Raw genomic sequence first — 18846 nt, forward strand, 5'->3', positions numbered from 1 at the left:
AGGCCTATGCCCGCTGGCGGAGATAGTCGGCAATGATCTCCGCCATGCGCACCCGGCCGAACGACAGCTTGTGGCCGCCGAGCACGAGGCGGACCGGCAGCTCGGCCAGGCGCCGCATGGTGGCGACATAGGCGGGGATGTCGCAGCCGGGAATGGTGTCGACCAGCACGCCGTCATAGAGGGCGTCGCCCGGGAGCAGCAGGCCGCTCGCCGCCTCCCACAGGCCGATGCTGCCGGGCGAGTGGCCGGGCAGGTGCAGCACCGCGAAGCGCCGGCCTCCGATATCGACCATGTCGCCCTCCCCGACAAGCCGCGTCGGCTCGGCGCCATGGCAGCGATAAGCGGCGACGTCGTAGCCGGCATGGGGCACCGCGTCGACAAGCAGTCCGCTCGTGTCGAAGCCCGCATCCGCGAGCTGGCCGCGGGTGGCCGGATCGAACTGCTCGAAGGAGAGGCCCTCGGCCTGCCGGGGCCGGCGCAATGCTTCGGCCTCGGCAGGATGGACCAGGATCTCGGCATCGGCGAAGTCGCCATGCCCGCCCATGTGGTCGACGTGCGTGTGGGTGGTGAACAGGACCAGCGGCTTGTCGAGGAGGCGGCCGATTTCCCGCCGCAGCCGGCCGATGCCCATGCCGCTGTCGACCAGCAGGTCGCGCTCGGTTCCCTTGACCAGGAAGCAGTTCGCCCGCACCAGCCGGTCGCAATGCGGCTCGGTGATGCGGAAGATGCCGGGCTCGACCTCCTCGACGGTGAACCAGGGGGCGGCGACGGGCAGGCTGGCCGTCATTGTCTCATCCTCCACCGTCCCGGCCGGGACATCCGACGGGACCGGTCGCTGTCGTCCGGTCCCGTCCACGCCCTGGCGCGGCTCAGCCGGCGATGGCGTCGATCCACTTGTTCAAGGCGTCGTCATAGTGATCCGCGTACCACAGTTCGTCGCGGATGATCTGCTTGGCGAGGTTGGCGGGAAAGCCGGGGTCGATGCGCTGCTGCTCCGGCGTCAGCAGAGCCGAGGCCGCCGGATTGGAGGGCGAGTTGCCGAGCTTGTCGAGGAGCATGATCTGGCGTTCCGGCACCAGGGTCGAGGCCATGAACGTCTGCGCCTTCGCGCCAGCCGGGTTGCCCTTCGGCACCACCCAGGCGCCGGGGCAGTAATTCGCACCGTCCCAGATCCAGCCGACCCGCCCCTTGGTGTCGCGCTCGAGCACGCTGGCGCGGGTCGAATAGATGCAGCCCATGACGATTTCGCCGTCCAGGAACATCTGCTGCGATTCCGAGCCGGAATCCCAGAAGATCAGATGGTCCTTGATCGAACGCATCTTGGCGATGGCCCGGTCCATGTCGAGCGGATACAGCTTTTCGGGCGGCACCCCGTCGGCGAGGAGCGAGCCTTCGGCCGCGCCCATCATGTATTTCCACATGGTGCGCTTGCCGGGGTACTTCTTCACGTCGAAGAAATCGGCCCAGCCGGTCGGCGCCGCCCCGCCCATCTTCTCCTTGTCGTAGGCGATCACGAAGCTGAAGCCGTAATTGGCGAAGCCGTGGTCCCAGGCCCAGCCCGGCCGGATCTTCGACTTGTCGACCACGGAATAGTCGACCGGCTCCAGGTAGCCCTTGCGTCCGAGGTCGATGGCGATGAAGCCATCGGCGTCGCAGACGTCCCAGACCACCGCCTTCTCGTCGACCTGCGCGCGGATCTTGCCGGGCAGCGGTCCGCCGCCGACCACGCTGACGGGAATGCCGGTGTCGGCCGTGAAGGGCTTGCCCCAGGCCTCGGCCATGAAGGTGGCTGCGTCGCCGCCGAAATTGGAGACCACGACCTCCGCAGCCTCGGCGAAGGCCTGGCCGACACCCATGCGCGCCAGCGGCAGGCCGACACCGAGAATGGCGCAGAGGTTGAGGAAGTCGCGGCGGCCGATGCGGCCGGATTTGAGATCGGCGAGGCCGATCTGCAGACAGTCCTGCTTGAAGGCTTGGCGTGTCATGATCGAAGTCCCTTCTGGTGCGGATGGGCGTTTGTCGGGCCGCCCTTGCCGGGCAGGCCCCGCGCGCACCCGCCCCGGTGCGCGCCTTGTCGGCCGTTTTGGAGCCGGGACCGCCAGGTCCGGCGGTCCCGGCTCTCAGCGGTGATCCTTGGCGTCGCCTCGGGTGACGTGGGGCACGATGCCGACGCGGCCGTCCGCTCCGACGGTGTAGCCGCGCACGCCGGCGAAGGAGATGGTATGCCGGTCCAGCAACGCGACGGCAGCCGCCTCCTGGCCGGCCGGGACATAAAGGAAGAAGTGCCGGTTGCCGCTCTCGGTCAGGTTGTCGGCAGTGAGGGAACAGGTACGCCAGACGGGCACCCGATCCTCGTCGAGCCCCTCCTCGACCTCGCCGATCTCCCGCACCTCGCCCGTGGCATTGATGATGACGATATCGGGGAAGTGCTCGCCGCCGTCATGGGGGATCGAACGGGCCCGGCGACCGGCATTGGTCAGCGTCACGTAATCGGTGGGCCAGTCGGTCTGGTCGTGGAAGGGAAAACGGGTCGCCGCAACATGGGCGACCACGGCATCATGCCGGCTGACGCCGGCCTCCGAAATCGGAGTCGGCGCGGTCGTGCGGTGGTCGTAGCTGTCGCCGCGGGTGGCGACCGGCAGGATGCCGATCCTGTCGCCGTCGATCTCATATTCGCGCAGCCCGGCGAAGGAAATGCCGTGCTCGTCGAGCACGGCCAGCGCCTTCCGCCCCTGCCCTTTCGGCACATAGACGAACAGGTTGCGTACGCCGGTCTCGGTCAGCGTGTCCGCGGCCTCCGAGCAGAGCTTCCAGCGCGCGGCGGCGGCGGCATCCACCACCTCTTCCACCTCGCCGAAGCGGCAGGCCGCACCGGTCTCGTCGAGGATGACGATGTCGGGCCAGTGCGGGCCGTCGGCGCCTTCGATGCCGCGTGCCCTGCGGCCGACATTGACCAGCGTGGTGTAGCCCTTCGGCCAGTCGGTCTGGTCGGGGAAGGGAAAGCGGTTGGCGGCAATGAAGCGGACAACGCGGTCATGGTCGGCGGAATGGCTCATGGCGTGCTTCCTCTCGGGACGAGCGCAAGGGTTCGGATGCCGTGCCCGGACGGCATCCGTCGTTTCGGCGAAGACGCCGCCGGCGGTCAGACCGGGTCGCGGATCAGCGGCGCGGTCGAGCAGTGCGGCCCGCCGCCGCCGGAGCAGACGAGATCGTAGGGCAGCGTGAGCACCTCGACGCCGCGCGCGGCCAGGCGATCAAGCGTGTGGTTGGACGCGCCCTCGGTGAGGATGACGCGGCGCGGAGCGACGGCGAGACCGTTGATGATCCAGGGATTGTCGTCGTGGTGGACCTCGACCGTCTCGATGCCGAGCGCCTTCAGCTTCTGCAGGAAGCTGAAGGGCAACTGCGCCGGGTTCACCAGGGCGAGATCGGGTGCGATCATCAGGAACTGGCCGTCGATGTGCAGGCGATAGCCCGTCAACTCGACGCGGACGAGATCGACCCCCTGGGCGCGCAGCACCTCCTCGATCTGGCGGGCGCCTTCCTCGTTGCCGCGCGACGACGTGGAGAAGACGGCGGTGCGCTCGTTGAGCCAGGCGAAGCTACCGCCTTCGGCCACGGCCGTGCCCGACAGCGTGCGCAGGATCGGGCAGCCGAGCCGGGCGAGGGTGCGGGTCGCCTGCACCTCCTCGCCGCGGCGGATGCGCGGACCGAGGCGCATGATCATGGCGCCGCCGCCGACGCCGACCACCACGTCGCGGGTGTAGCAGGACTTCATCCGGCCCGGGCCGGCCTGGTCTAGCATCACCACCTCGACGCCCTCGGACTTGAGCAGCGCGACATAGGCATCGTGCTGGCGCTGCATGCCGGCGAGATCCGGCCCCTCGGCGCCGCGCCAGTACCAGCCTTCCTGGACGTCGCCATAGGCGCCCATCTCCAGGCGCTTGGAGGTGTCGACGATGGTCACCTCCGGTCCCGGGCGATGCATCAGCACCACCCGCAGGCGGCCGACATCGCTGGTGCAGCCCCAGGGCCGCCCCCACCAGCGCGACAGCAGATCCGCGTCCTCGAAGGCGGGTTCGGCCTCCGATGGGAAGATCTTGATCAGTTGATTGTAGCGCCACTCGTTCTCGGTCATCACGCTCATGGCGTGGCACCTCCCAAAGATGACTCAGATGCCGACGATCGGATCGCCGCCGTTCGGGCAGAGGAGCTGCCCGGTCATGTAGCTGCCGCGCGGACCGACGAGGAAGGCGATCCATTCGGCGATCTCCTCCGGCTCGGCCCAGCGCTTGACCAGGTTGAGCTGGGCTTCCTCGTGCAGCGCGTCCTCGCCGTAGCGCAGCGTCATGCCCGAGCGCACGACGCCGGGTGCCAGCGCATTGACCAGGATGCCGTGCGGCGCGAACTCGCGGGCCCAGGCCTTGGCGAAGCCGATCACCGCCGCCTTGGCGGCGGCGTAATGGCTGGAACGCTCGAAGCCGACCTGCCCGCGGTTGGAGGCGATGTTGACGATGCGCCCGAAGCCGCGCGCCTTCATGCCATCGACCACAGCCCGGGTCGCGGCCAGCGTGCCCCAGACATGGATCTCGAACAGGCGCTCATAGGCCGCGCGGTCGATGTCCTCGATCACCGCGTTGAAGCCGGGCACGCCGGCATTGTTGACGAGGATGTCGATGCCGCCGGCAGCCGCGACGCCTTCGCGCAGAGCCGCCTCGTCGGCAACGCTGCAGGCAGCCGGCATGGCCGTGCCGCCGGCCGCGGCGATCGCCCCGGCCACCGCGGCGACCCGCTCGGCATCGATGTCCTGCACCACCACCATGGCGCCGGCCGCAGCCAGCCGCAGGGCCGTGCCGCGGCCGATGCCGCTCCCGGCGCCGGTGACCAGCGCCTTGCGTCCGGCGAGCTCGCTCATGCCGTTGTCTCCGTTGCGGGTTTGCGCGGCCTGGCGATGACGCCGATGAAGATCAGCTCCAGGTGCCGCTCGACCGCCGCCTTGAGGTCGTCGAGCGTCATCGCGTCGTCGGAAACCAGGCGGCTGAAATGATGGGTGCCGACCGCGGTGACCAGCTCGGCCAGCGCCTCCACATCGACATTGCGCTTGATCCGCCCCTGCTTCTGGAAGGTGCCGAGCATCTGGGTGTAATGGCGGCGGATCAGCCAGTTGAAGCGCTTGGCCATGCGGTGGGCGTCCCCGCCCGGCTCGCGGAACGGCCCCGACAGGATCACCCGCCAGCATTCGCGGTTGAGGGTGCGCAGGGCCTGGTCCGCCAGCAGCTTCTCGAAGGCGCGGATCGCCGCCACCGGATCGTCCGGCGGGTTGCGCACCAGGGCGCGGCGTTCCGGCAAGGCGGCGCGGACATGGCGGACGGCGAGCGCGGTGAGGATGTTCGGCTTGCTGGCGAAGTAGTTGTAGACGGTCGCCGGCGCCACCTCGGCGCTCTCGGCGATCTCCTCGATCCGCGTCGCCTCATAGCCGCGGGTGGCGAACAGCGTGGACGCGGCGTTCAGCACCTGCTCGACGCGAGCCTGCCTGTGCCGGGCCCTCAGACCTGCCATCGCCCCACTCCCTCTGCGATATCGACGGCAAAATGATAGCGCCGCCGAATTTGGAGTCGACTATTTTTTTAGTCTTGACTCTAATTTTCATTGGCCCGAGGGTCCTGTGCTGCCGGCGGCGAACGGAACCGCCTCGTTGCCGGCTGACCAAAGGAAGACCCCTGCCGAGACGCCGAAGACGCGGCGGCGGGATGGCGGCCCCGTCCGCAACGGGCACTTCAGCGATCGAGGGGATCGAGATGCGCAACAGACAGACATTCAGCCAGGATCTGGCCGAGCTCGCGGCCGCCGAGGTGCGCGCCGGCCGCCTCGATCGCCGCGAAGTCCTGGCCCTGCTCGGTATGGCCGGCGCGGCCGCCGCCCTCGGCGGCTCGAGCCCGGCCCTCGCCAAGGCCGCCGAGATCGTCCTGGCCAATTTCGGCGGCGACGCCGTCGCCGGCATGGGCAAGGCCTGGGGCGAGCCCTTCACCGCCGACACCGGCATCCCCGTGCGCGTCGACGGCGGTAGTCCGCTCGCCGGCAAGATCAAGGCGATGGTCGAGTCCGGCAAGGTGACCTGGGACGTCTGCGACGGCGACGGCTTCCTGTGCAACCAGCTCGGCAAGCAGGGCCTGCTGGAGGATGTCGACTATTCCATCGTCGACAAGTCCAAGGTGCGCGAGGGCTGGGCCTGGCCGCAGGGCATTGCCAACTACACCTACAGCTTCGTGCTGGCCTATCGGAAGGACATGTTCCCCGACAAGCCGCCGACCTATGCCGACTTCTTCGACACCAAGAAGTATCCGGGCAAGCGCACCATGTGGAAGTACCAGATGGGCGCCATGGAGGCTTGCCTGCTCGGCGACGGCGTCGCCCGCGACGCGCTCTACCCCGCCGATCTCGACCGGGCCATCGCCAAGGCGCGCAGCCTCGGCGACGACGTGATCTACTGGGAGTCCGGCGCCTCCAGCCAGCAGATGTTCATGGACGGCGAGGTGGTGATGGGCAACATCTGGAACACCCGCGCCAGCGTGCTCGAGCGCGACACGCAGGGCAAGGTGACCTGGACCTGGAACGACGGCGTGTTCTGCCCCTCCTCGTTCGTCATCCCCAAGGGCAACCCGGCCGGCGCCGAGGTGCAGAAGTTTCTCGCCTCCATCCTCGATCCACAGCGCCAGATCAGGCTGCTCGAGCTGCTCGGCAACGGCCCGTCCAACCCCGCCGCCTCGGCCATGCTGAAGCCGGAGCTGCAGCGCATCGATCCAGGCTACGCCACCAACGTCGCGGTCCAGGCCCTGCGCAGCGAGGAGTGGTACGAGAAGAACTACGACGCCGCGGTCGATCGCTGGATCGACGGCATCAGCGGCTGAGCCGCCGGCGCCCGGCCGTTTCTGAGAAGGCGGAGGACCCCGTGTCGGCACGCTCGCTGGCCAGCGAACCCTATCTGGGCTTCCTTCTGCCCGCCGCCCTGCTGGTCGGCGGGCTCTTCCTCCTGCCGATCGGCCAGCTGGTCCTCATGTCGTTCGACGGCTGGCAGGCCCCGTCCCTACGTTTCTACGAGCAGATCCTGACCACCGCCAGCATCCAGCGCATCTTCTGGACCACCTTCCGCGTCGTCGGCATCACCACGCTGATCGCACTGGTGCTCGGCTATGCCGTGGCCTTCGCGATGGCCCATATGGGCCCGCGCCAGCGCCTGGCGCTGCTGCTTTGCGTGCTGGTGCCGTTCTGGCTGTCGGTGCTGGTGCGGGCGCTGGCCTGGCTGATCCTGCTGCGCAGCAACGGCCTGATCAACGAGGCGCTGCTCGGCCTCGGCCTGATCGGCGCGCCCTTGCCCTTCGTACGCAACGAATTCGGCGTGGTCATCGGCATGGTCCATTATCTCGTGCCCTATGCTGTGTTCCCGATCTACGCGACCATGCAGGGCCTCGACGGGCGGCTGCTGATGGCGGCACGCAGCGTCGGCGCATCGCCCTTCCGCACCTTTCGCGATATCTACCTGCCGCTCACCCTGCCGGCGCTGTTCGGCGCCGGGCTGCTGGTCTTCGTCTTCGGCCTCGGCTTCTTCGTCACCCCGGCGATCCTGGGCGGCGGCCGGCTGGTGATGCTCAGCGAATATGTCAGCATCGCCGTGCTTCAGACGGTGCGCTGGGGCCTGGCGGCAGCCCTCTCCGTGGTGCTCTTGGTGACGACGCTGGCGCTGATCTGGATTGTGAGCCGGCTGGTGGGCGTCAAGCGCATGCTGGGGGTGGGATGATGGCCTTGCGTCCCTGGGCCCGCGCCGCGATCTTCGCCTGCGCCTGGGTCATCGCCCTGTTCCTGCTGCTGCCGGGCCTGGTGACCATCCCGGTCGCGCTGAACGACAGCCGCTTCATCGCCCTGCCCGACGGCACGTTGTCGCTGCGCCATTTCGAGACGCTGTTCACCTCCGGCGCCTGGATGGGCAGCATCGGCGACAGCCTGACCGTGGCGTTCGCCGCCACCGTGCTGTCGACCGTGCTCGGCACGGCCTGCGCTATCGGCCTGTGGCGAGTGCGGCCCTGGCTCGCCGCCCTTGTCGGCGCGCTGATGCTGGCGCCGATGATCTTCCCGCCGATCGTGACCGCCCTGGCACTCTATCGGGCCTGGGTGGCGATCGGACTTTACGACAGCTGGCTCGGCGTGGTGCTGGCCCACACCATCCTGGCCATCCCCTACGTCATCATCGCCGTGACGACCTCGCTCGGCCTGCTCGACGGTCGGCTGGAGCAGGCGGCCCGCAGCCTCGGCGCCTCGCCGCTGCGCGCGGCGATCGACGTCATCGTCCCCAATATCCGCACCGGCGTCGTCACCGGCGCGGCCTTCGCGTTCATCATCTCCTGGGACGAGATCGTCGTCACCCTGTTCGTCTCCAGCCGGGCCGTCTACACCCTGCCGCGCCGCATGTGGGACGGCATCCGTGAGAACGTCGATCCGACGGTCGCCGCCGTTGCCTCCGTGCTGATGGCGCTGACCGCGCTCGGCGTGCTGGTCGTGGTCATCGGCTCCACCCTGCGGCGCCGGCGCGCCGCATCCTCCGCGTTCTGAAAGGCCTCCCCATGTCTGCGTCCCTCATCGCCAATCCGCCGCCGTGGCCGAACGGCGCGCGCTGCGCGGTCTGCTTCTCCTTCGACATGGACGTGGAGAGCCTGCTGCATCTCTATCAGCGCGAGGCGGCGCCCTCGCGCCTCGCCACCTCCTCGGCCCTGCGCTACGGGCCGTCGGTCGCCATTCCCCGCCTGATCGAGATCTTCCGGCGCTACGAGATGCGCCAGACCGTGTTCGTCCCCGGCTGGTGCATCGAGACCTATCCGCAGGCGGTCGAGGCCCTGGTCGAGGCCGGCCACGAAATCGGCCACCACGGCTGGCTGCACGAGCGGCCGAACACCCTGTCGCGGGATGACGAGGAACGGGTGCTCGACCGGGCGCTCCTCGCCTTCGACAGGATCGTCGGCGCGCGCCCTGCCGGCTACCGGGCCCCGGCCTACGCCCTCTCCGAGCACACGCCGCGCCTGCTGGTCGAGCGCGGCTTCGACTATGACGCCTCGCTGGTCGGCGACGACATCCCCTATCTCCTGCGCACCGGCAACGGCTCGCTGGTCGAATTGCCGTCCGACTTCGCCCTGGACGACTGGGTGCAATACGTCAACATGAAGGACTTCGGCTTCATGATGCCGATCCAGGCCCCCGAACGGGCGATGGAAGTCTTCCGCGCCGAGTTCGACGCCGCCTGGACCCATGGCGGGCTGTGGGTCTCGGTGTGGCACCCCTTCGTCTCCGGGCGCCTGGCCCGCGCCGAGGCGCTGGTGCGGCTGATCGAGCACATGCAGGCCAAGGGCGATGTCTGGTTTGCGCCGTTGCGCGACATCGCCGCCCATGTGCGCGGACTGGTCGCCTCCGGCGCCTGGACGCCTCGCACCGACGACGTTCCCTATTGGAATGCGCCGGTCGACCACCTCGTCACCGCCAGCCGGAGCTGACATGAGCGAAGCCGGATCGCCGCCCCGCATCGCGCTCTCGATCAGGAACCTGTCCAAGGCCTATGGGCGGGCAGTCGCGATCGACGATGTCTGCCTGGATATCGCCGCCGGCGAGTTCGTCAGCCTGCTCGGCCCCTCCGGGTCGGGCAAGTCGACGATCCTGATGGCGATCGCTGGCTTCGTCACGCCCGATGCCGGCGAGATCCGGCTCGACGGCCGCGATCTCGGCGGCCTGCCGCCGGAGAAACGCAATTTCGGCGTGGTGTTCCAGGGCTATGCCCTGTTCCCCCATATGAGCGTCAGGGGCAACATCGCCTATCCGCTCAAGTTGCGCGGCGTCGGCGGGGCCGAGCTCGACCGCCAGGTCCAGCGGGCCATCGACCTCGTGCATCTCGGCCCCTTCGCCGAGCGCATGCCGCGCCAGCTCTCCGGCGGCCAGCAGCAGCGCGTCGCCCTTGCCCGCGCCCTGGTGTTCGAGCCCGAGGTGGTCTTGCTCGACGAGCCGCTCTCGGCGCTCGACAAGAAGCTGCGGGCCGAACTGCAGCTCGAGCTCAAGGCCCTGCACGGACGCCTCAGGACCACCTTCGTCAACGTCACCCACGACCAGGAGGAGGCGATGACGATGTCCGACCGCATCGTCATCCTGCGCGAGGGCCGCGTGCAGCAGATCGGCACGCCCGAGGCGCTCTACAACCGGCCGGCGAGCCGCTTCGTCGCCGACTTCCTGGGCCGGGCCAACTTCATCGAAGGCCGGATCGGCGCCGCGATCGACGGCGGCGTCGGGATCGAGGCCGCGGACCTCCTCGTCCGCCATGCCGATGCCGGCCGGCATCCGGCAGCCGGAGCCCCGGTCGTGCTGGCGGTCCGCCCCGAGCGTCTGGCGCTGGCGGGCCCCCAGGCGGCGACACCGGCCGGCTTCAACCGCGTCGAGGGCGAGATCCGCGCCTCGGCCTTCGTCGGCAGCCAGCACGTCTATATCGTCGACACCGTCCTGGGTACCGTCGAAGTCAGCGCCCGCGCCTTCGAAACCGGGACGCTGAACGCACCCGGCGCCAAGGTGGCCGTGATCTGGCCGCCGGACGCCGGCGTGCTGGTCGAAGGGTGATCTCCCGCCGGGGCGGGACCCGGCGCCTCACATGGTCGCGCCGACCTGCCAGGGCACGAACTCGTTGGCACCGTAGCCCAGTTCCTCCGACTTGGAGCGCTCGCCAGAGGCGACCGCCAGCACCTTCCGGAAGATCTCCTCGCCCTTGTCGGCGATCGACACCCCGTCGAGCACGTCGCCGCAATTGATGTCCATGTCCTCCTCCATCCGGCGATAGATGTCGGAGTTGGTGGCGAGCTTGATCGAGGGGGTCGGCTTGCAGCCATAGGCCGAGCCGCGGCCGGTGGTGAAGCACAGCATGTTGGCGCCGCCCGCCACCTGCCCGGTGGCCGAGACCGGGTCGTAGCCGGGCGTGTCCATGAAGACGAAGCCCTTCTCCTTCACCTTCTCGGCGTATTCGTAGACGGCGTTGAGCGTGGTCGTGCCGCCCTTGGCCGCGGCGCCGAGCGACTTCTCCAGAATGGTGGTAAGGCCGCCTGCCTTGTTGCCGGGCGAGGGATTGTTGTCCATCGAGCCGTCGTTCTTGGCGGTGTAGTCCTCCCACCAGCGGATGCGCTCGATCAGCTTCTCGGCGACGACGCGGTCCTTGGCGCGCCGGGTCAGGAGATGCTCGGCGCCGTAGATTTCCGGCGTCTCCGACAGGATGGCCGTGCCGCCGTGATGCACCAGCAGGTCGGCCGCCGCCCCGAGCGCCGGATTGGCGGTGATGCCCGAATAGCCGTCCGAGCCGCCGCACTGCAGGGCGAGGATCAGCTCCGAGGCGGGAATCGTCTCGCGCTTCACCTGGTTGACCAGCGGCAGCATCGCCTTGATGCGCTCGACGCCGGCCTCGATGGTGCGGCGCGTGCCGCCGGTGTCCTGGATGGTCATCGTCTGGAAGTGGTCACCCTCGACGATGCCGTATTCATCCTTCATCCGGCCGATCTGGAACACCTCGCAGCCCAGCCCGACCAGCAGCACCGCGGCGACGTTCGGATTGGTGGCATAGCCCCACTGGGTGCGCTTGACGATCTCGAACCCCTCGCCCTTGGCGGCCATGCCACAGCCGGTGCCGTGCACGAAGGGCACGACGCCGTCGACGTGGGGGTAGTCCTCCAGGATGCCCGACTGGTTGAAGGCGTCGGCCATGAAGCGCGCCACCGAGGCCGAGCAGTTCACGCTCGTCAGGATCGCCACGTAGTTGCGCGTGCCGGCCGCCCCGTTCGGGCGGCGATAGCCCTGGAATGTCGCCTGCTGCGCAACCGGCAGGATGTCCTCGGCGCGCGCATCCTGGGCGATGGCGTAGTCGCGGTCGAAGGCGTGGAAGACGCAGTTGTGGCTGTGCACATGGGCGCCGGGGGCGATCGGCCCGGAGGCGAAGCCGATGATCTGCCCGAACTTGACCACGGGCGCGCCCTCGGCGATCGGTGATACCGCGATCTTGTGCCCTTTGGGCACCCGGGCCGCGGCCGCCACGCCCTCCGCCAGCGTCGCGCCGGCCTCGATCGCATCGACCGCCACCACGACATTGTCGCGGGCGTTGAGGCGAAGGGTGCGGGGAGTTTTGGAGGCGATCGTCATGTGAGGCTTTCCCGGTGCGGCATTCGGCGCATGCTTTGACAGCAGGCTCATTCTGACTAACATGCTACTATGTCCGGAAACGAGACGAAAGCCTTGAGTTACGATTTTCTCTCCCCTCTCGGCCTGACCAGCCGCGGCGGCACCACCGACCGCGTCCAGGCCGTGTTGCGCGAGGCGATCGTCGACTCCGAGCTGCCGCCCGGCGCAGCGCTCGACAAGCAGGCGATCTGCGACAGGCTCGGGGTGTCGCGCTTCCCGGTGTCCGAAGCTCTCGGCCGGCTGCAGGCCGAGGGCCTGGTCGAGATCATGCCGCAGCGCGGCACGCGGGTGGCCCGCATCCGCATCGCCGACGTCCGCCAGAACATCTTCATCCGACGGGCGCTCGAGGCAGAGACAGTGCGCCAGCTGGCCCACTCGCCGAGCCCGTCCCTCGTCGCCGCACTGGAGCGCAACATGCGCTACCAGCGCACCGCCGTGGAGGCCGACGACCGGCGCGGCTTCCACGCCCTCGACCTGGAGTTCCATCAGATCCTGCTCGACGCGCTCGCCTATGCCCGCGTGCGCGTCATCGTCGAGTCCGCCCGTGCCAGCCTGGAGCGGGTGCGCCGCTTCCTGACCTCGGCACGCCGCATCGCCGTGACCCTGGCCGAGCATGAAGCCATCGTCGCCGCGCTGCGCCAGGGCGACCCCGCGGCGGCGGGGCGCGCCATGGAAGCGCATCTGGATGCGGTCATCACCGAGCTGATCGCAGTCGCCGCCACCAACCCCGGCCTTTTCGAAGACCTTTGAGATGGATCCTCGCCGCGGAGCGGGGATCGGGAGGACAAGGATGACCGTCACACCATTTGGCACGCGCAGCTTCACGTCCCGCTCCGGCGCGACCATCGCCTTCACCGAGCTCGGCTTCGGCTCGGCGCCCGTCGCCAATCTCTACAAGGCCCTGGACGAGGCGGCGGCCGACATCACGCTTGCCGCGGCCTGGGACACGGGCTGCCGCTACTTCGACACGGCTCCGCTCTACGGCCTCGGCCTCGCCGAAACGCGCCTCAACCGCTTCCTGCGCGGCAAGCCACGCGGCGACTACGTGCTGTCGACCAAGGTCGGACGCCTACTGCAGCTCTGCCGCCCCGAAGAGCGCACCGGCATCGGCAGGTTCTTCGAGACGCCGTCGCGACGCGAGGTGTTCGACTATTCCTATGACGGCGTGATGCGCTCGGTGGAGTTCTCGCTCGAGCGTCTCGGCCTCGACTCCGTCGATATCCTCTACGCCCATGACGTCGACGTCTTCACCCATGGCTCGAAGGAGGCGTCCGACCGGCGTATCCGCGAGTTGATGGAGGGCGGCTATCGCGCGCTGGAGCAGTTGCGCAGCGAAGGCGTGGTCAAGGCGATCGGCGCCGGCATCAACGAATGGCAGGTTGCCGAGACGCTCGCCCGGGCCGGGGACTTCGACCTGTTCCTTCTCGCCGGCCGCTACACCCTGCTGGAGCAGGAGGCGCTGACTTCCTTCCTGCCCTACTGCGCCGAGCGCCGGATCGGCGTCGTGCTCGGCGGCCCCTACAATTCCGGCATCCTCGCCACCGGGCCTCGGCCCGGCGCCTACTACAATTACGACCCGGCGCCGGCCGAGATCCTCGACCGCGTCGCCCGCATCGAACGGGTCTGCGCCAGCCATCGGGTCAAGCTGGTGGAGGCGGCGCTGAAATTCCCGCTCGGCCATCCCTGCGTGGTCTCGGTCATTCCGGGCGGCCAGGCCGCGCACGAGGTGACGCGCAACGCCGAGATCATGGGCGCCCGCATTCCAGCCGCCCTGTGGGACGACCTCAAGGCGGAACGGCTGCTGCGGCACGACGCCCCGGTTCCGGCCTGAGCGGAGAGGGACCTGCTCGTGGACACCGGCCGGACCGATCCGGCCGGTATCCAGGCGCCCGCGCATCGTCGATCCTGCCGGCGCGAGCGCCCGTCGCCGGCTTTCCCGGCAGGCTTCCAGCGCGTCGATCATCGTCTACCGAATTGATGGACTGATGTTTTTGCAGAAACAACATTTTATTTGTGTTATTTATTATAATTGACAAATTCAAAGCGAAGACCGATATCACGATCCATTCCAAACTGGGTTTTGTCCGATGCTTCACGCCGTCACTGCAAATCGTCTGGGAGATGGCCGGGTGGTGTTCCGCACCATGGACGGCGCCTGGACGCTGGCCCTGCATGAAGCGGCGCTGGCCGAGACCGAGGCCGCCGCAGCCCCTGCCCTCGACGCCGCCAGGCGCGACAGCGACGACAACATCATCGTCGACCCCTATGTGATCGAGGTCGATATCGCAGGTCCCTCCCCGCGCCCCGCTCGCCTGCGCGAGGCGATCCGCGCCTTCGGCCCGACCATCCCCTATGCCCCGGAGCGCCTGCTGGAGGCAGCCGAGTAATATGGGCGCGCTCTACCGCTACGACGAGTTCGACACGGCCTTCGTCAAGGCCCGCGTCGCCGAGTTCCGCGACCAGGTCGCGCGCCGGCTCGCCGGCGAGATCACCGAAGACGAGTTCAAGTCGCTGCGGCTGATGAACGGCGTCTACCTGCAGCTGCACGCCTACATGCTGCGCATCGCCATTCCCTACGGCACGCTGTCGTCGCGGCAGCTGCGCCAGCTCGCCATGATCGGCCGACGCTGGGACCGCAACTACGGCCATTTCACCACCCGCCAGAACCTTCAGTTCAACTGGATCGCCCTCAAGGACGTTCCGGACGTGCTGGAGGCGCTGGCCGAGGTCGAGATGCACGCCATCCAGACCTCCGGCAACTGCATGCGCAACGTCACGGCCGACCATTTCGCCGGCGCCGCCGCCGACGAGGTCGCCGACCCGCGCGTCTATGCCGAGATCATGCGGCAATGGTCGACCGCCCATCCCGAGCTGTCCTACCTGCCGCGCAAGTTCAAGGTCGCGATCACCGGCGCCGAACAGGACCGGGCGGCGATCCAGGTGCATGACATCGGCTATCAGCTGGTGCGCAACCAGGCCGGCGAGATCGGCTTCCGCGTTTTCGTCGGCGGCGGCCAGGGTCGCACGCCGATGATCGCCAAGGCCGTGCGCGACTTCCTGCCCGAAGAGGATCTCCTCACCTACACCGAGGCGATCATGCGCGTGTACAACCTCGAGGGGCGGCGCGACAACAAGTACAAGGCGCGCATCAAGATCCTCGTGCACGAGAAAGGCTTCGAGGCCATCCAGAGCGAGATCGAGACCGAGTTCGCGGCGATCCGCGACGGCGCGCTGAAGCTGACGCGCGAGGCCGTGGAGGACATGAAGCGCTATTTCGTCGCCGGCCCGTTCGAGCCGGCCGACGCGTCCCCCGTCTACGACAAGGCCAGGGCTGCCAATCCCGCCTTCGCCGCCTGGGCCGCCGTCAACGTCGCCGCCCACAAGGTGTCCGGTTACGGCATCGCCACCATCTCGCTCAAGCCGATCGGCGGCATCCCGGGTGACGCCACCTCCGAGCAGATGGACCTGGTGGCCGACCTCGCCGACCGCTATTCCCTGGGCGAGATCCGCGTCAGCCACCTGCAGAACCTGATCCTGCCGCATGTGAAGCTCGACGACCTGCCGGCCCTCCACGCCGCGCTCGCCGCCGCCGGGCTCGGCACCGCCAATGACGGCCTGGTCACCGACATCATCGCCTGCCCCGGGCTCGACTACTGCTCGCTGGCCAATGCCCGCGCCATCCCGGTCGCCCAGCGCTTGTCCGAGCGCTTCGGCGATGCCGCGCGCCAGAAGGAGATCGGCCCGCTGCCGATCAAGATCTCCGGCTGCATCAACGCCTGCGGCCACCACCACGTCGCGGCGATCGGTATCCTCGGCGTCGACCGCAAGGGCGTGGAAAACTACCAGATCACCCTCGGCGGCTCGGCCCGCGAGGACTGCTCGATCGGCGCGCTCGTCGGTCCGGGCTTCTCCATCGAGGGCATCGTCGACGCCGTCGAGACAGTGGTCGACACCTATCTCGGGCTGCGCCTGTCGCCCGAGGAAACGTTCCTGGAAGCCGTGCGCCGTGTCGGCCTCCCGCCGTTCAAGGAGGCTCTCTATGGACAGCGCGCCTGAAATCCGGGACGCCCCGGCCGGGCTTGGCCTCGATGTCGCCGACGAGCCGGAGGTGCGCGCGCTCGCGCTTTCGGCTCAGCACGCCGACGCCGCCCCCCAGACCCTGCTGCAGCTGGCGCTGACCCTCTACAAGGGGCGGATCGCGCTCGTATCCAGCTTCGGAGCCGAATCCGCGGTGCTGCTGCACATGGTGGCGGAGATCGACCGGACGACACCGGTGATCTTCCTCGATACCGGCCGCCTGTTCGCCCAGACCATCCTCTATCGCAACGAACTGGCCCGGCGCCTCGGCCTGACCAATATCCAGACCGCCAAGCCCCATGCCTGGCGGCTGGCGCAGGAGGACCCGGACAAGCTCCTGTCCTACAGCCAGCCGGATCTGTGCTGCTGGATCCGGAAGGTCGAGCCGCTCGACGAGGCGCTGACGCCGTATTCGGCCTGGATCACCGGCCGCAAGCGCCAGCAAGCTGCGACCCGCTCCAATCTCGCCCCGTTCGAGGCCGAGGCCGGGCGCATCAAGGTCAACCCGCTCGCCGACTGGTCCTCTCGCGACGTCGCCGCCTACCTCGCGGCGCACGAATTGCCGCCGCATCCGCTGGTCGCCGACGGCTATCCCTCGATCGGCTGCGCCCCCTGCACCACCCGCGTCAGGGCCGGCGAGGACGCTCGCGCCGGACGCTGGCGCGGTTCCGGCAAGATCGAATGCGGCATCCACAAGCAGCCGATCCAACCCATCGGCAGCGGCATCTAGGAGCAGTCATGGCCCTGTGGCAAAACGGCAGCTTCATCGACGACGCCTATGCGACGGTCGCGGACGATGCGTCCCTTCCCGAAGGGGCCGTGCTCGTGTCGCTCAAGCGCTTCCTGGCCGAGCGGGAGGCGCTCCTCGCCCGCAACGCGCCGGTCGGCGTCCTGCTGCAGCCGGCCGACCGGATCGAGGCTATCGCCGTCGACCTGAATCGCCTGGCGCTGCTCGCCCTCGCCTTCCCGAAATTCGGCGACGGCCGGGCCTTCTCGCTGGCCCGCCTCGCCCGCGAGCGTCACGGCTTTGCCGGCGAGTTGCGCGCCGTCGGCGACATCCTGTTCGACCGCATCGCCTATATGCGCCGCTGCGGCTTCGATTCGCTCGACATCGTCAACGAGCCGACCTTGGCGGCACTGCAGGCCGGTCGTATTCCCGCCGCGCAGCAGCTCTACCAGCCGACCGGCAAGGATGGAAACGAGCGCAACACGCTGCGTCCCTGGCGTCGGCAGGCCTGAAAATCCGTTCGCCACACCTTTGTAAGGGAGTGTAACGAGAAGTTACGCCCCCGGGGCTTGCTGTCGTCCCCATTCGTCTGATGTAATGACGACATGACAAAGCGTGTGATGCCGACAATGTTTCCAGGTCTGTTCTTCGAAGCGGCCAGCACGGTCATGGAATTGGGCCAAGCCAGCGCCGTCACCATCGGTCATCGTGTTCCCATCCTCATGTCCGTGCCGTTCTGGCCGCAAGCCGATGCGGTGCTGGAGACCCATCGCATGGTGACTGAGAAGATGGCTGCCGCCGTCGAAGGCACGGTGGCGGCTTCCAATGAGGCGGCCAGGCTGCTGACGCGGGCCGCGTGGGGCCGGGCGGATGCCACGGACATGGCGACCGGCCTGATCGCCATCGCCACCGCGGCCTCGCAACCGGCACGGCGGCGGGCCCGCGCCAACGCGCGGCGGCTCTCCGTCAAGTAGCGGCGTCGCCCGCGGCGATCGCCGCCTGGTGCTCGCGCTCCAGCTTGCGGTAGTGGCGCACGCCCAGCGGGATCGCCGCCAGGTAGAGCACCACCAGCGCGGTCAGCGTCTCCCAGGGATAGAAGATCAGCATCAGCACCAGCGCCACCGCCAGCACGAACAGCGGCATCACCCATTCGCGCGACACCCGCGCCCCGAGCTTCTTGCCGGAAAAGGTCGGGATGCGCGAGGCGGTGAGGAAGGCGATCAGCAGCACATAGGCGAGCTCGACCGGTGCCATCGCCCTGGAATGGCTGAGGCCGAGGAAGTCGAGGTAGATCGGCAGCAGCACCGAAAGGGCGCCGGCCGGCGCCGGCATGCCGACGAAGAAGTTCGCCTGGAAGGCGGGGCGGTTGGGATCGGTCAGCATCACGTTGAAGCGCGCCAGCCGCAGCACCATGCACATGGCGAAGACCAGCACCGCGATCCAGCCGAGGGACCGGAGGTCGTGCAGGCCCCAGAAATACAGGACGATCGCCGGCACCACGCCGAAATTGACGAAATCCGCCAGGGAATCGAGCTCGGCGCCGAAGCGCGAGGTTCCTTCCAGATAGCGGGCCAGCCGCCCGTCGATTCCATCCAGGAAGGCCGCGGCGACGATGCAGCCGACCGCGAGCTCCATCCGTCCCTCGATCGACAGGCGGATGGCCGTCATGCCGGCGCACAGCGCCAGCAGCGTCACCAGGTTGGGAATGAGGATGCGCAGCGGGATGGCCCGGAAGCGCCGCCCGCGGCCGCGCGGCTGCTCGGGCTCGAAGGATGGAAACAGCGGATCCATGGCCTGGGCGC

The 18846-nt window shown here is 68.6% G+C and carries 20 protein-coding genes; 12 read left to right on the forward strand and 8 right to left on the reverse strand.

From position 1 onward, the window contains the following. Positions 1 to 4: 4 nt before the first annotated feature. The 6 genes from AC27L4_RS21665 to AC27L4_RS21690 all read right to left on the reverse strand — a co-directional run bounded on the left by AC27L4_RS21665 (position 5) and on the right by AC27L4_RS21690 (position 5559). Positions 5 to 787, reverse strand: a complete 783-nt coding sequence (locus AC27L4_RS21665) for an MBL fold metallo-hydrolase (protein WP_487144432.1) — start codon at positions 785 to 787, stop codon at positions 5 to 7. Between the two features lie 82 nt (positions 788 to 869). Continuing rightward, on the reverse strand, positions 870 to 1985 hold the full coding sequence (locus AC27L4_RS21670; RefSeq protein ID WP_487144433.1) for an ABC transporter substrate-binding protein: 1116 nt from the start codon (positions 1983 to 1985) through the stop codon (positions 870 to 872). A gap of 135 nt (positions 1986 to 2120) precedes the next feature. Further along, positions 2121 to 3056: a hypothetical protein gene (locus AC27L4_RS21675; protein ID WP_487144434.1), complete on the reverse strand. Its 936-nt coding sequence runs from the start codon at positions 3054 to 3056 to the stop codon at positions 2121 to 2123. Between the two features lie 86 nt (positions 3057 to 3142). Continuing rightward, positions 3143 to 4147, reverse strand: a complete 1005-nt coding sequence (locus AC27L4_RS21680) for a dimethylarginine dimethylaminohydrolase family protein (RefSeq protein WP_487144435.1) — start codon at positions 4145 to 4147, stop codon at positions 3143 to 3145. 24 nt (positions 4148 to 4171) lie between these two features. Further along, on the reverse strand, positions 4172 to 4915 hold the full coding sequence (locus AC27L4_RS21685; protein WP_487144436.1) for an SDR family NAD(P)-dependent oxidoreductase: 744 nt from the start codon (positions 4913 to 4915) through the stop codon (positions 4172 to 4174). Continuing rightward, positions 4912 to 5559, reverse strand: coding sequence for a TetR/AcrR family transcriptional regulator (locus AC27L4_RS21690; RefSeq protein WP_487144437.1), 648 nt, complete (start codon positions 5557 to 5559; stop codon positions 4912 to 4914). The genes AC27L4_RS21685 and AC27L4_RS21690 overlap by 4 nt, the downstream gene beginning before the upstream one ends. 239 nt (positions 5560 to 5798) lie before the next feature. Here AC27L4_RS21690 and AC27L4_RS21695 point away from each other — a divergent pair, with 239 nt between their 5' ends. Genes AC27L4_RS21695 through AC27L4_RS21715 form a run of 5 tightly spaced genes read left to right on the forward strand, consistent with a single transcriptional unit; the run spans position 5799 to position 10641 of the window. After that, positions 5799 to 6908, forward strand: coding sequence for an ABC transporter substrate-binding protein (locus AC27L4_RS21695; protein WP_487144438.1), 1110 nt, complete (start codon positions 5799 to 5801; stop codon positions 6906 to 6908). 41 nt (positions 6909 to 6949) lie between these two features. Next, positions 6950 to 7795, forward strand: coding sequence for an ABC transporter permease (locus AC27L4_RS21700; RefSeq protein WP_487144439.1), 846 nt, complete (start codon positions 6950 to 6952; stop codon positions 7793 to 7795). A gap of 5 nt (positions 7796 to 7800) precedes the next feature. Further along, positions 7801 to 8604, forward strand: coding sequence for an ABC transporter permease (locus tag AC27L4_RS21705; RefSeq protein ID WP_487144440.1), 804 nt, complete (start codon positions 7801 to 7803; stop codon positions 8602 to 8604). A gap of 11 nt (positions 8605 to 8615) precedes the next feature. Further along, on the forward strand, positions 8616 to 9536 hold the full coding sequence (locus AC27L4_RS21710) for a polysaccharide deacetylase family protein (RefSeq protein ID WP_487144441.1): 921 nt from the start codon (positions 8616 to 8618) through the stop codon (positions 9534 to 9536). 1 nt (position 9537) lies between these two features. After that, positions 9538 to 10641 carry an ABC transporter ATP-binding protein gene (locus AC27L4_RS21715; protein WP_487144442.1) on the forward strand — a complete coding sequence of 368 codons (1104 nt, stop codon included), beginning with the start codon at positions 9538 to 9540 and terminating at the stop codon, positions 10639 to 10641. 27 nt (positions 10642 to 10668) lie between these two features. Here the strand turns inward: AC27L4_RS21715 and AC27L4_RS21720 are convergent, their stop codons facing one another. Then, positions 10669 to 12201, reverse strand: coding sequence for a UxaA family hydrolase (locus tag AC27L4_RS21720; protein WP_487144443.1), 1533 nt, complete (start codon positions 12199 to 12201; stop codon positions 10669 to 10671). Between the two features lie 93 nt (positions 12202 to 12294). On the opposite strand from AC27L4_RS21720, the gene AC27L4_RS21725 reads away from it, so the two are divergent. The 7 genes from AC27L4_RS21725 to AC27L4_RS21755 all read left to right on the forward strand — a co-directional run bounded on the left by AC27L4_RS21725 (position 12295) and on the right by AC27L4_RS21755 (position 18018). Then, positions 12295 to 12990, forward strand: coding sequence for a GntR family transcriptional regulator (locus tag AC27L4_RS21725; RefSeq protein ID WP_487144444.1), 696 nt, complete (start codon positions 12295 to 12297; stop codon positions 12988 to 12990). Between the two features lie 40 nt (positions 12991 to 13030). Beyond that, positions 13031 to 14071: an aldo/keto reductase gene (locus AC27L4_RS21730; protein ID WP_487144445.1), complete on the forward strand. Its 1041-nt coding sequence runs from the start codon at positions 13031 to 13033 to the stop codon at positions 14069 to 14071. 298 nt (positions 14072 to 14369) lie between these two features. Further along, a complete protein-coding gene (locus AC27L4_RS21735; protein WP_487144446.1) occupies positions 14370 to 14627 on the forward strand; it encodes a DUF2849 domain-containing protein in 258 nt (85 codons plus the stop codon). A gap of 1 nt (position 14628) precedes the next feature. Further along, the gene (locus AC27L4_RS21740) at positions 14629 to 16296 is read left to right on the forward strand and encodes a nitrite/sulfite reductase (protein WP_487144447.1); all 1668 of its coding nucleotides are present in this window, start codon (positions 14629 to 14631) and stop codon (positions 16294 to 16296) included. Next, complete coding sequence (locus tag AC27L4_RS21745) at positions 16280 to 17047, forward strand: phosphoadenylyl-sulfate reductase (protein WP_487144448.1); 768 nt, start codon at positions 16280 to 16282, stop codon at positions 17045 to 17047. The genes AC27L4_RS21740 and AC27L4_RS21745 overlap by 17 nt, the downstream gene beginning before the upstream one ends. Before the next feature lie 8 nt (positions 17048 to 17055). Continuing rightward, positions 17056 to 17556, forward strand: a complete 501-nt coding sequence (locus tag AC27L4_RS21750; RefSeq protein WP_487144449.1) for a DUF934 domain-containing protein — start codon at positions 17056 to 17058, stop codon at positions 17554 to 17556. 117 nt (positions 17557 to 17673) lie between these two features. Further along, on the forward strand, positions 17674 to 18018 hold the full coding sequence (locus AC27L4_RS21755) for a hypothetical protein (protein ID WP_487144450.1): 345 nt from the start codon (positions 17674 to 17676) through the stop codon (positions 18016 to 18018). On the opposite strand, the gene pssA is transcribed toward AC27L4_RS21755, so the two are convergent. Beyond that, positions 18011 to 18835: a CDP-diacylglycerol--serine O-phosphatidyltransferase gene (pssA, locus tag AC27L4_RS21760; protein WP_487144451.1), complete on the reverse strand. Its 825-nt coding sequence runs from the start codon at positions 18833 to 18835 to the stop codon at positions 18011 to 18013. The genes AC27L4_RS21755 and pssA overlap by 8 nt on opposite strands. Between the last annotated feature and the right edge of the window lie 11 nt (positions 18836 to 18846).

It is taken from the genome of Labrys sp. Lb11 (genome assembly GCF_057554225.1).

Bases quoted from the DNA above. Each gene is read 5' to 3' on its own strand.
- AC27L4_RS21665 (WP_487144432.1), bottom strand. From the start codon at position 787: ATGACGGCCAGCCTGCCCGTCGCCGCCCCCTGGTTCACCGTCGAGGAG.
- AC27L4_RS21670 (WP_487144433.1), bottom strand. From the start codon at position 1,985: ATGACACGCCAAGCCTTCAAGCAGGACTGTCTGCAGATCGGCCTCGCC.
- AC27L4_RS21675 (WP_487144434.1), bottom strand. From the start codon at position 3,056: ATGAGCCATTCCGCCGACCATGACCGCGTTGTCCGCTTCATTGCCGCC.
- AC27L4_RS21680 (WP_487144435.1), bottom strand. From the start codon at position 4,147: ATGAGCGTGATGACCGAGAACGAGTGGCGCTACAATCAACTGATCAAG.
- AC27L4_RS21685 (WP_487144436.1), bottom strand. From the start codon at position 4,915: ATGAGCGAGCTCGCCGGACGCAAGGCGCTGGTCACCGGCGCCGGGAGC.
- AC27L4_RS21690 (WP_487144437.1), bottom strand. From the start codon at position 5,559: ATGGCAGGTCTGAGGGCCCGGCACAGGCAGGCTCGCGTCGAGCAGGTG.
- AC27L4_RS21695 (WP_487144438.1), top strand. From the start codon at position 5,799: ATGCGCAACAGACAGACATTCAGCCAGGATCTGGCCGAGCTCGCGGCC.
- AC27L4_RS21710 (WP_487144441.1), top strand. From the start codon at position 8,616: ATGTCTGCGTCCCTCATCGCCAATCCGCCGCCGTGGCCGAACGGCGCG.
- AC27L4_RS21715 (WP_487144442.1), top strand. From the start codon at position 9,538: ATGAGCGAAGCCGGATCGCCGCCCCGCATCGCGCTCTCGATCAGGAAC.
- AC27L4_RS21720 (WP_487144443.1), bottom strand. From the start codon at position 12,201: ATGACGATCGCCTCCAAAACTCCCCGCACCCTTCGCCTCAACGCCCGC.
- AC27L4_RS21730 (WP_487144445.1), top strand. From the start codon at position 13,031: ATGACCGTCACACCATTTGGCACGCGCAGCTTCACGTCCCGCTCCGGC.
- AC27L4_RS21740 (WP_487144447.1), top strand. From the start codon at position 14,629: ATGGGCGCGCTCTACCGCTACGACGAGTTCGACACGGCCTTCGTCAAG.
- AC27L4_RS21745 (WP_487144448.1), top strand. From the start codon at position 16,280: ATGGACAGCGCGCCTGAAATCCGGGACGCCCCGGCCGGGCTTGGCCTC.
- AC27L4_RS21750 (WP_487144449.1), top strand. From the start codon at position 17,056: ATGGCCCTGTGGCAAAACGGCAGCTTCATCGACGACGCCTATGCGACG.
- AC27L4_RS21755 (WP_487144450.1), top strand. From the start codon at position 17,674: ATGTTTCCAGGTCTGTTCTTCGAAGCGGCCAGCACGGTCATGGAATTG.
- pssA (WP_487144451.1), bottom strand. From the start codon at position 18,835: ATGGATCCGCTGTTTCCATCCTTCGAGCCCGAGCAGCCGCGCGGCCGC.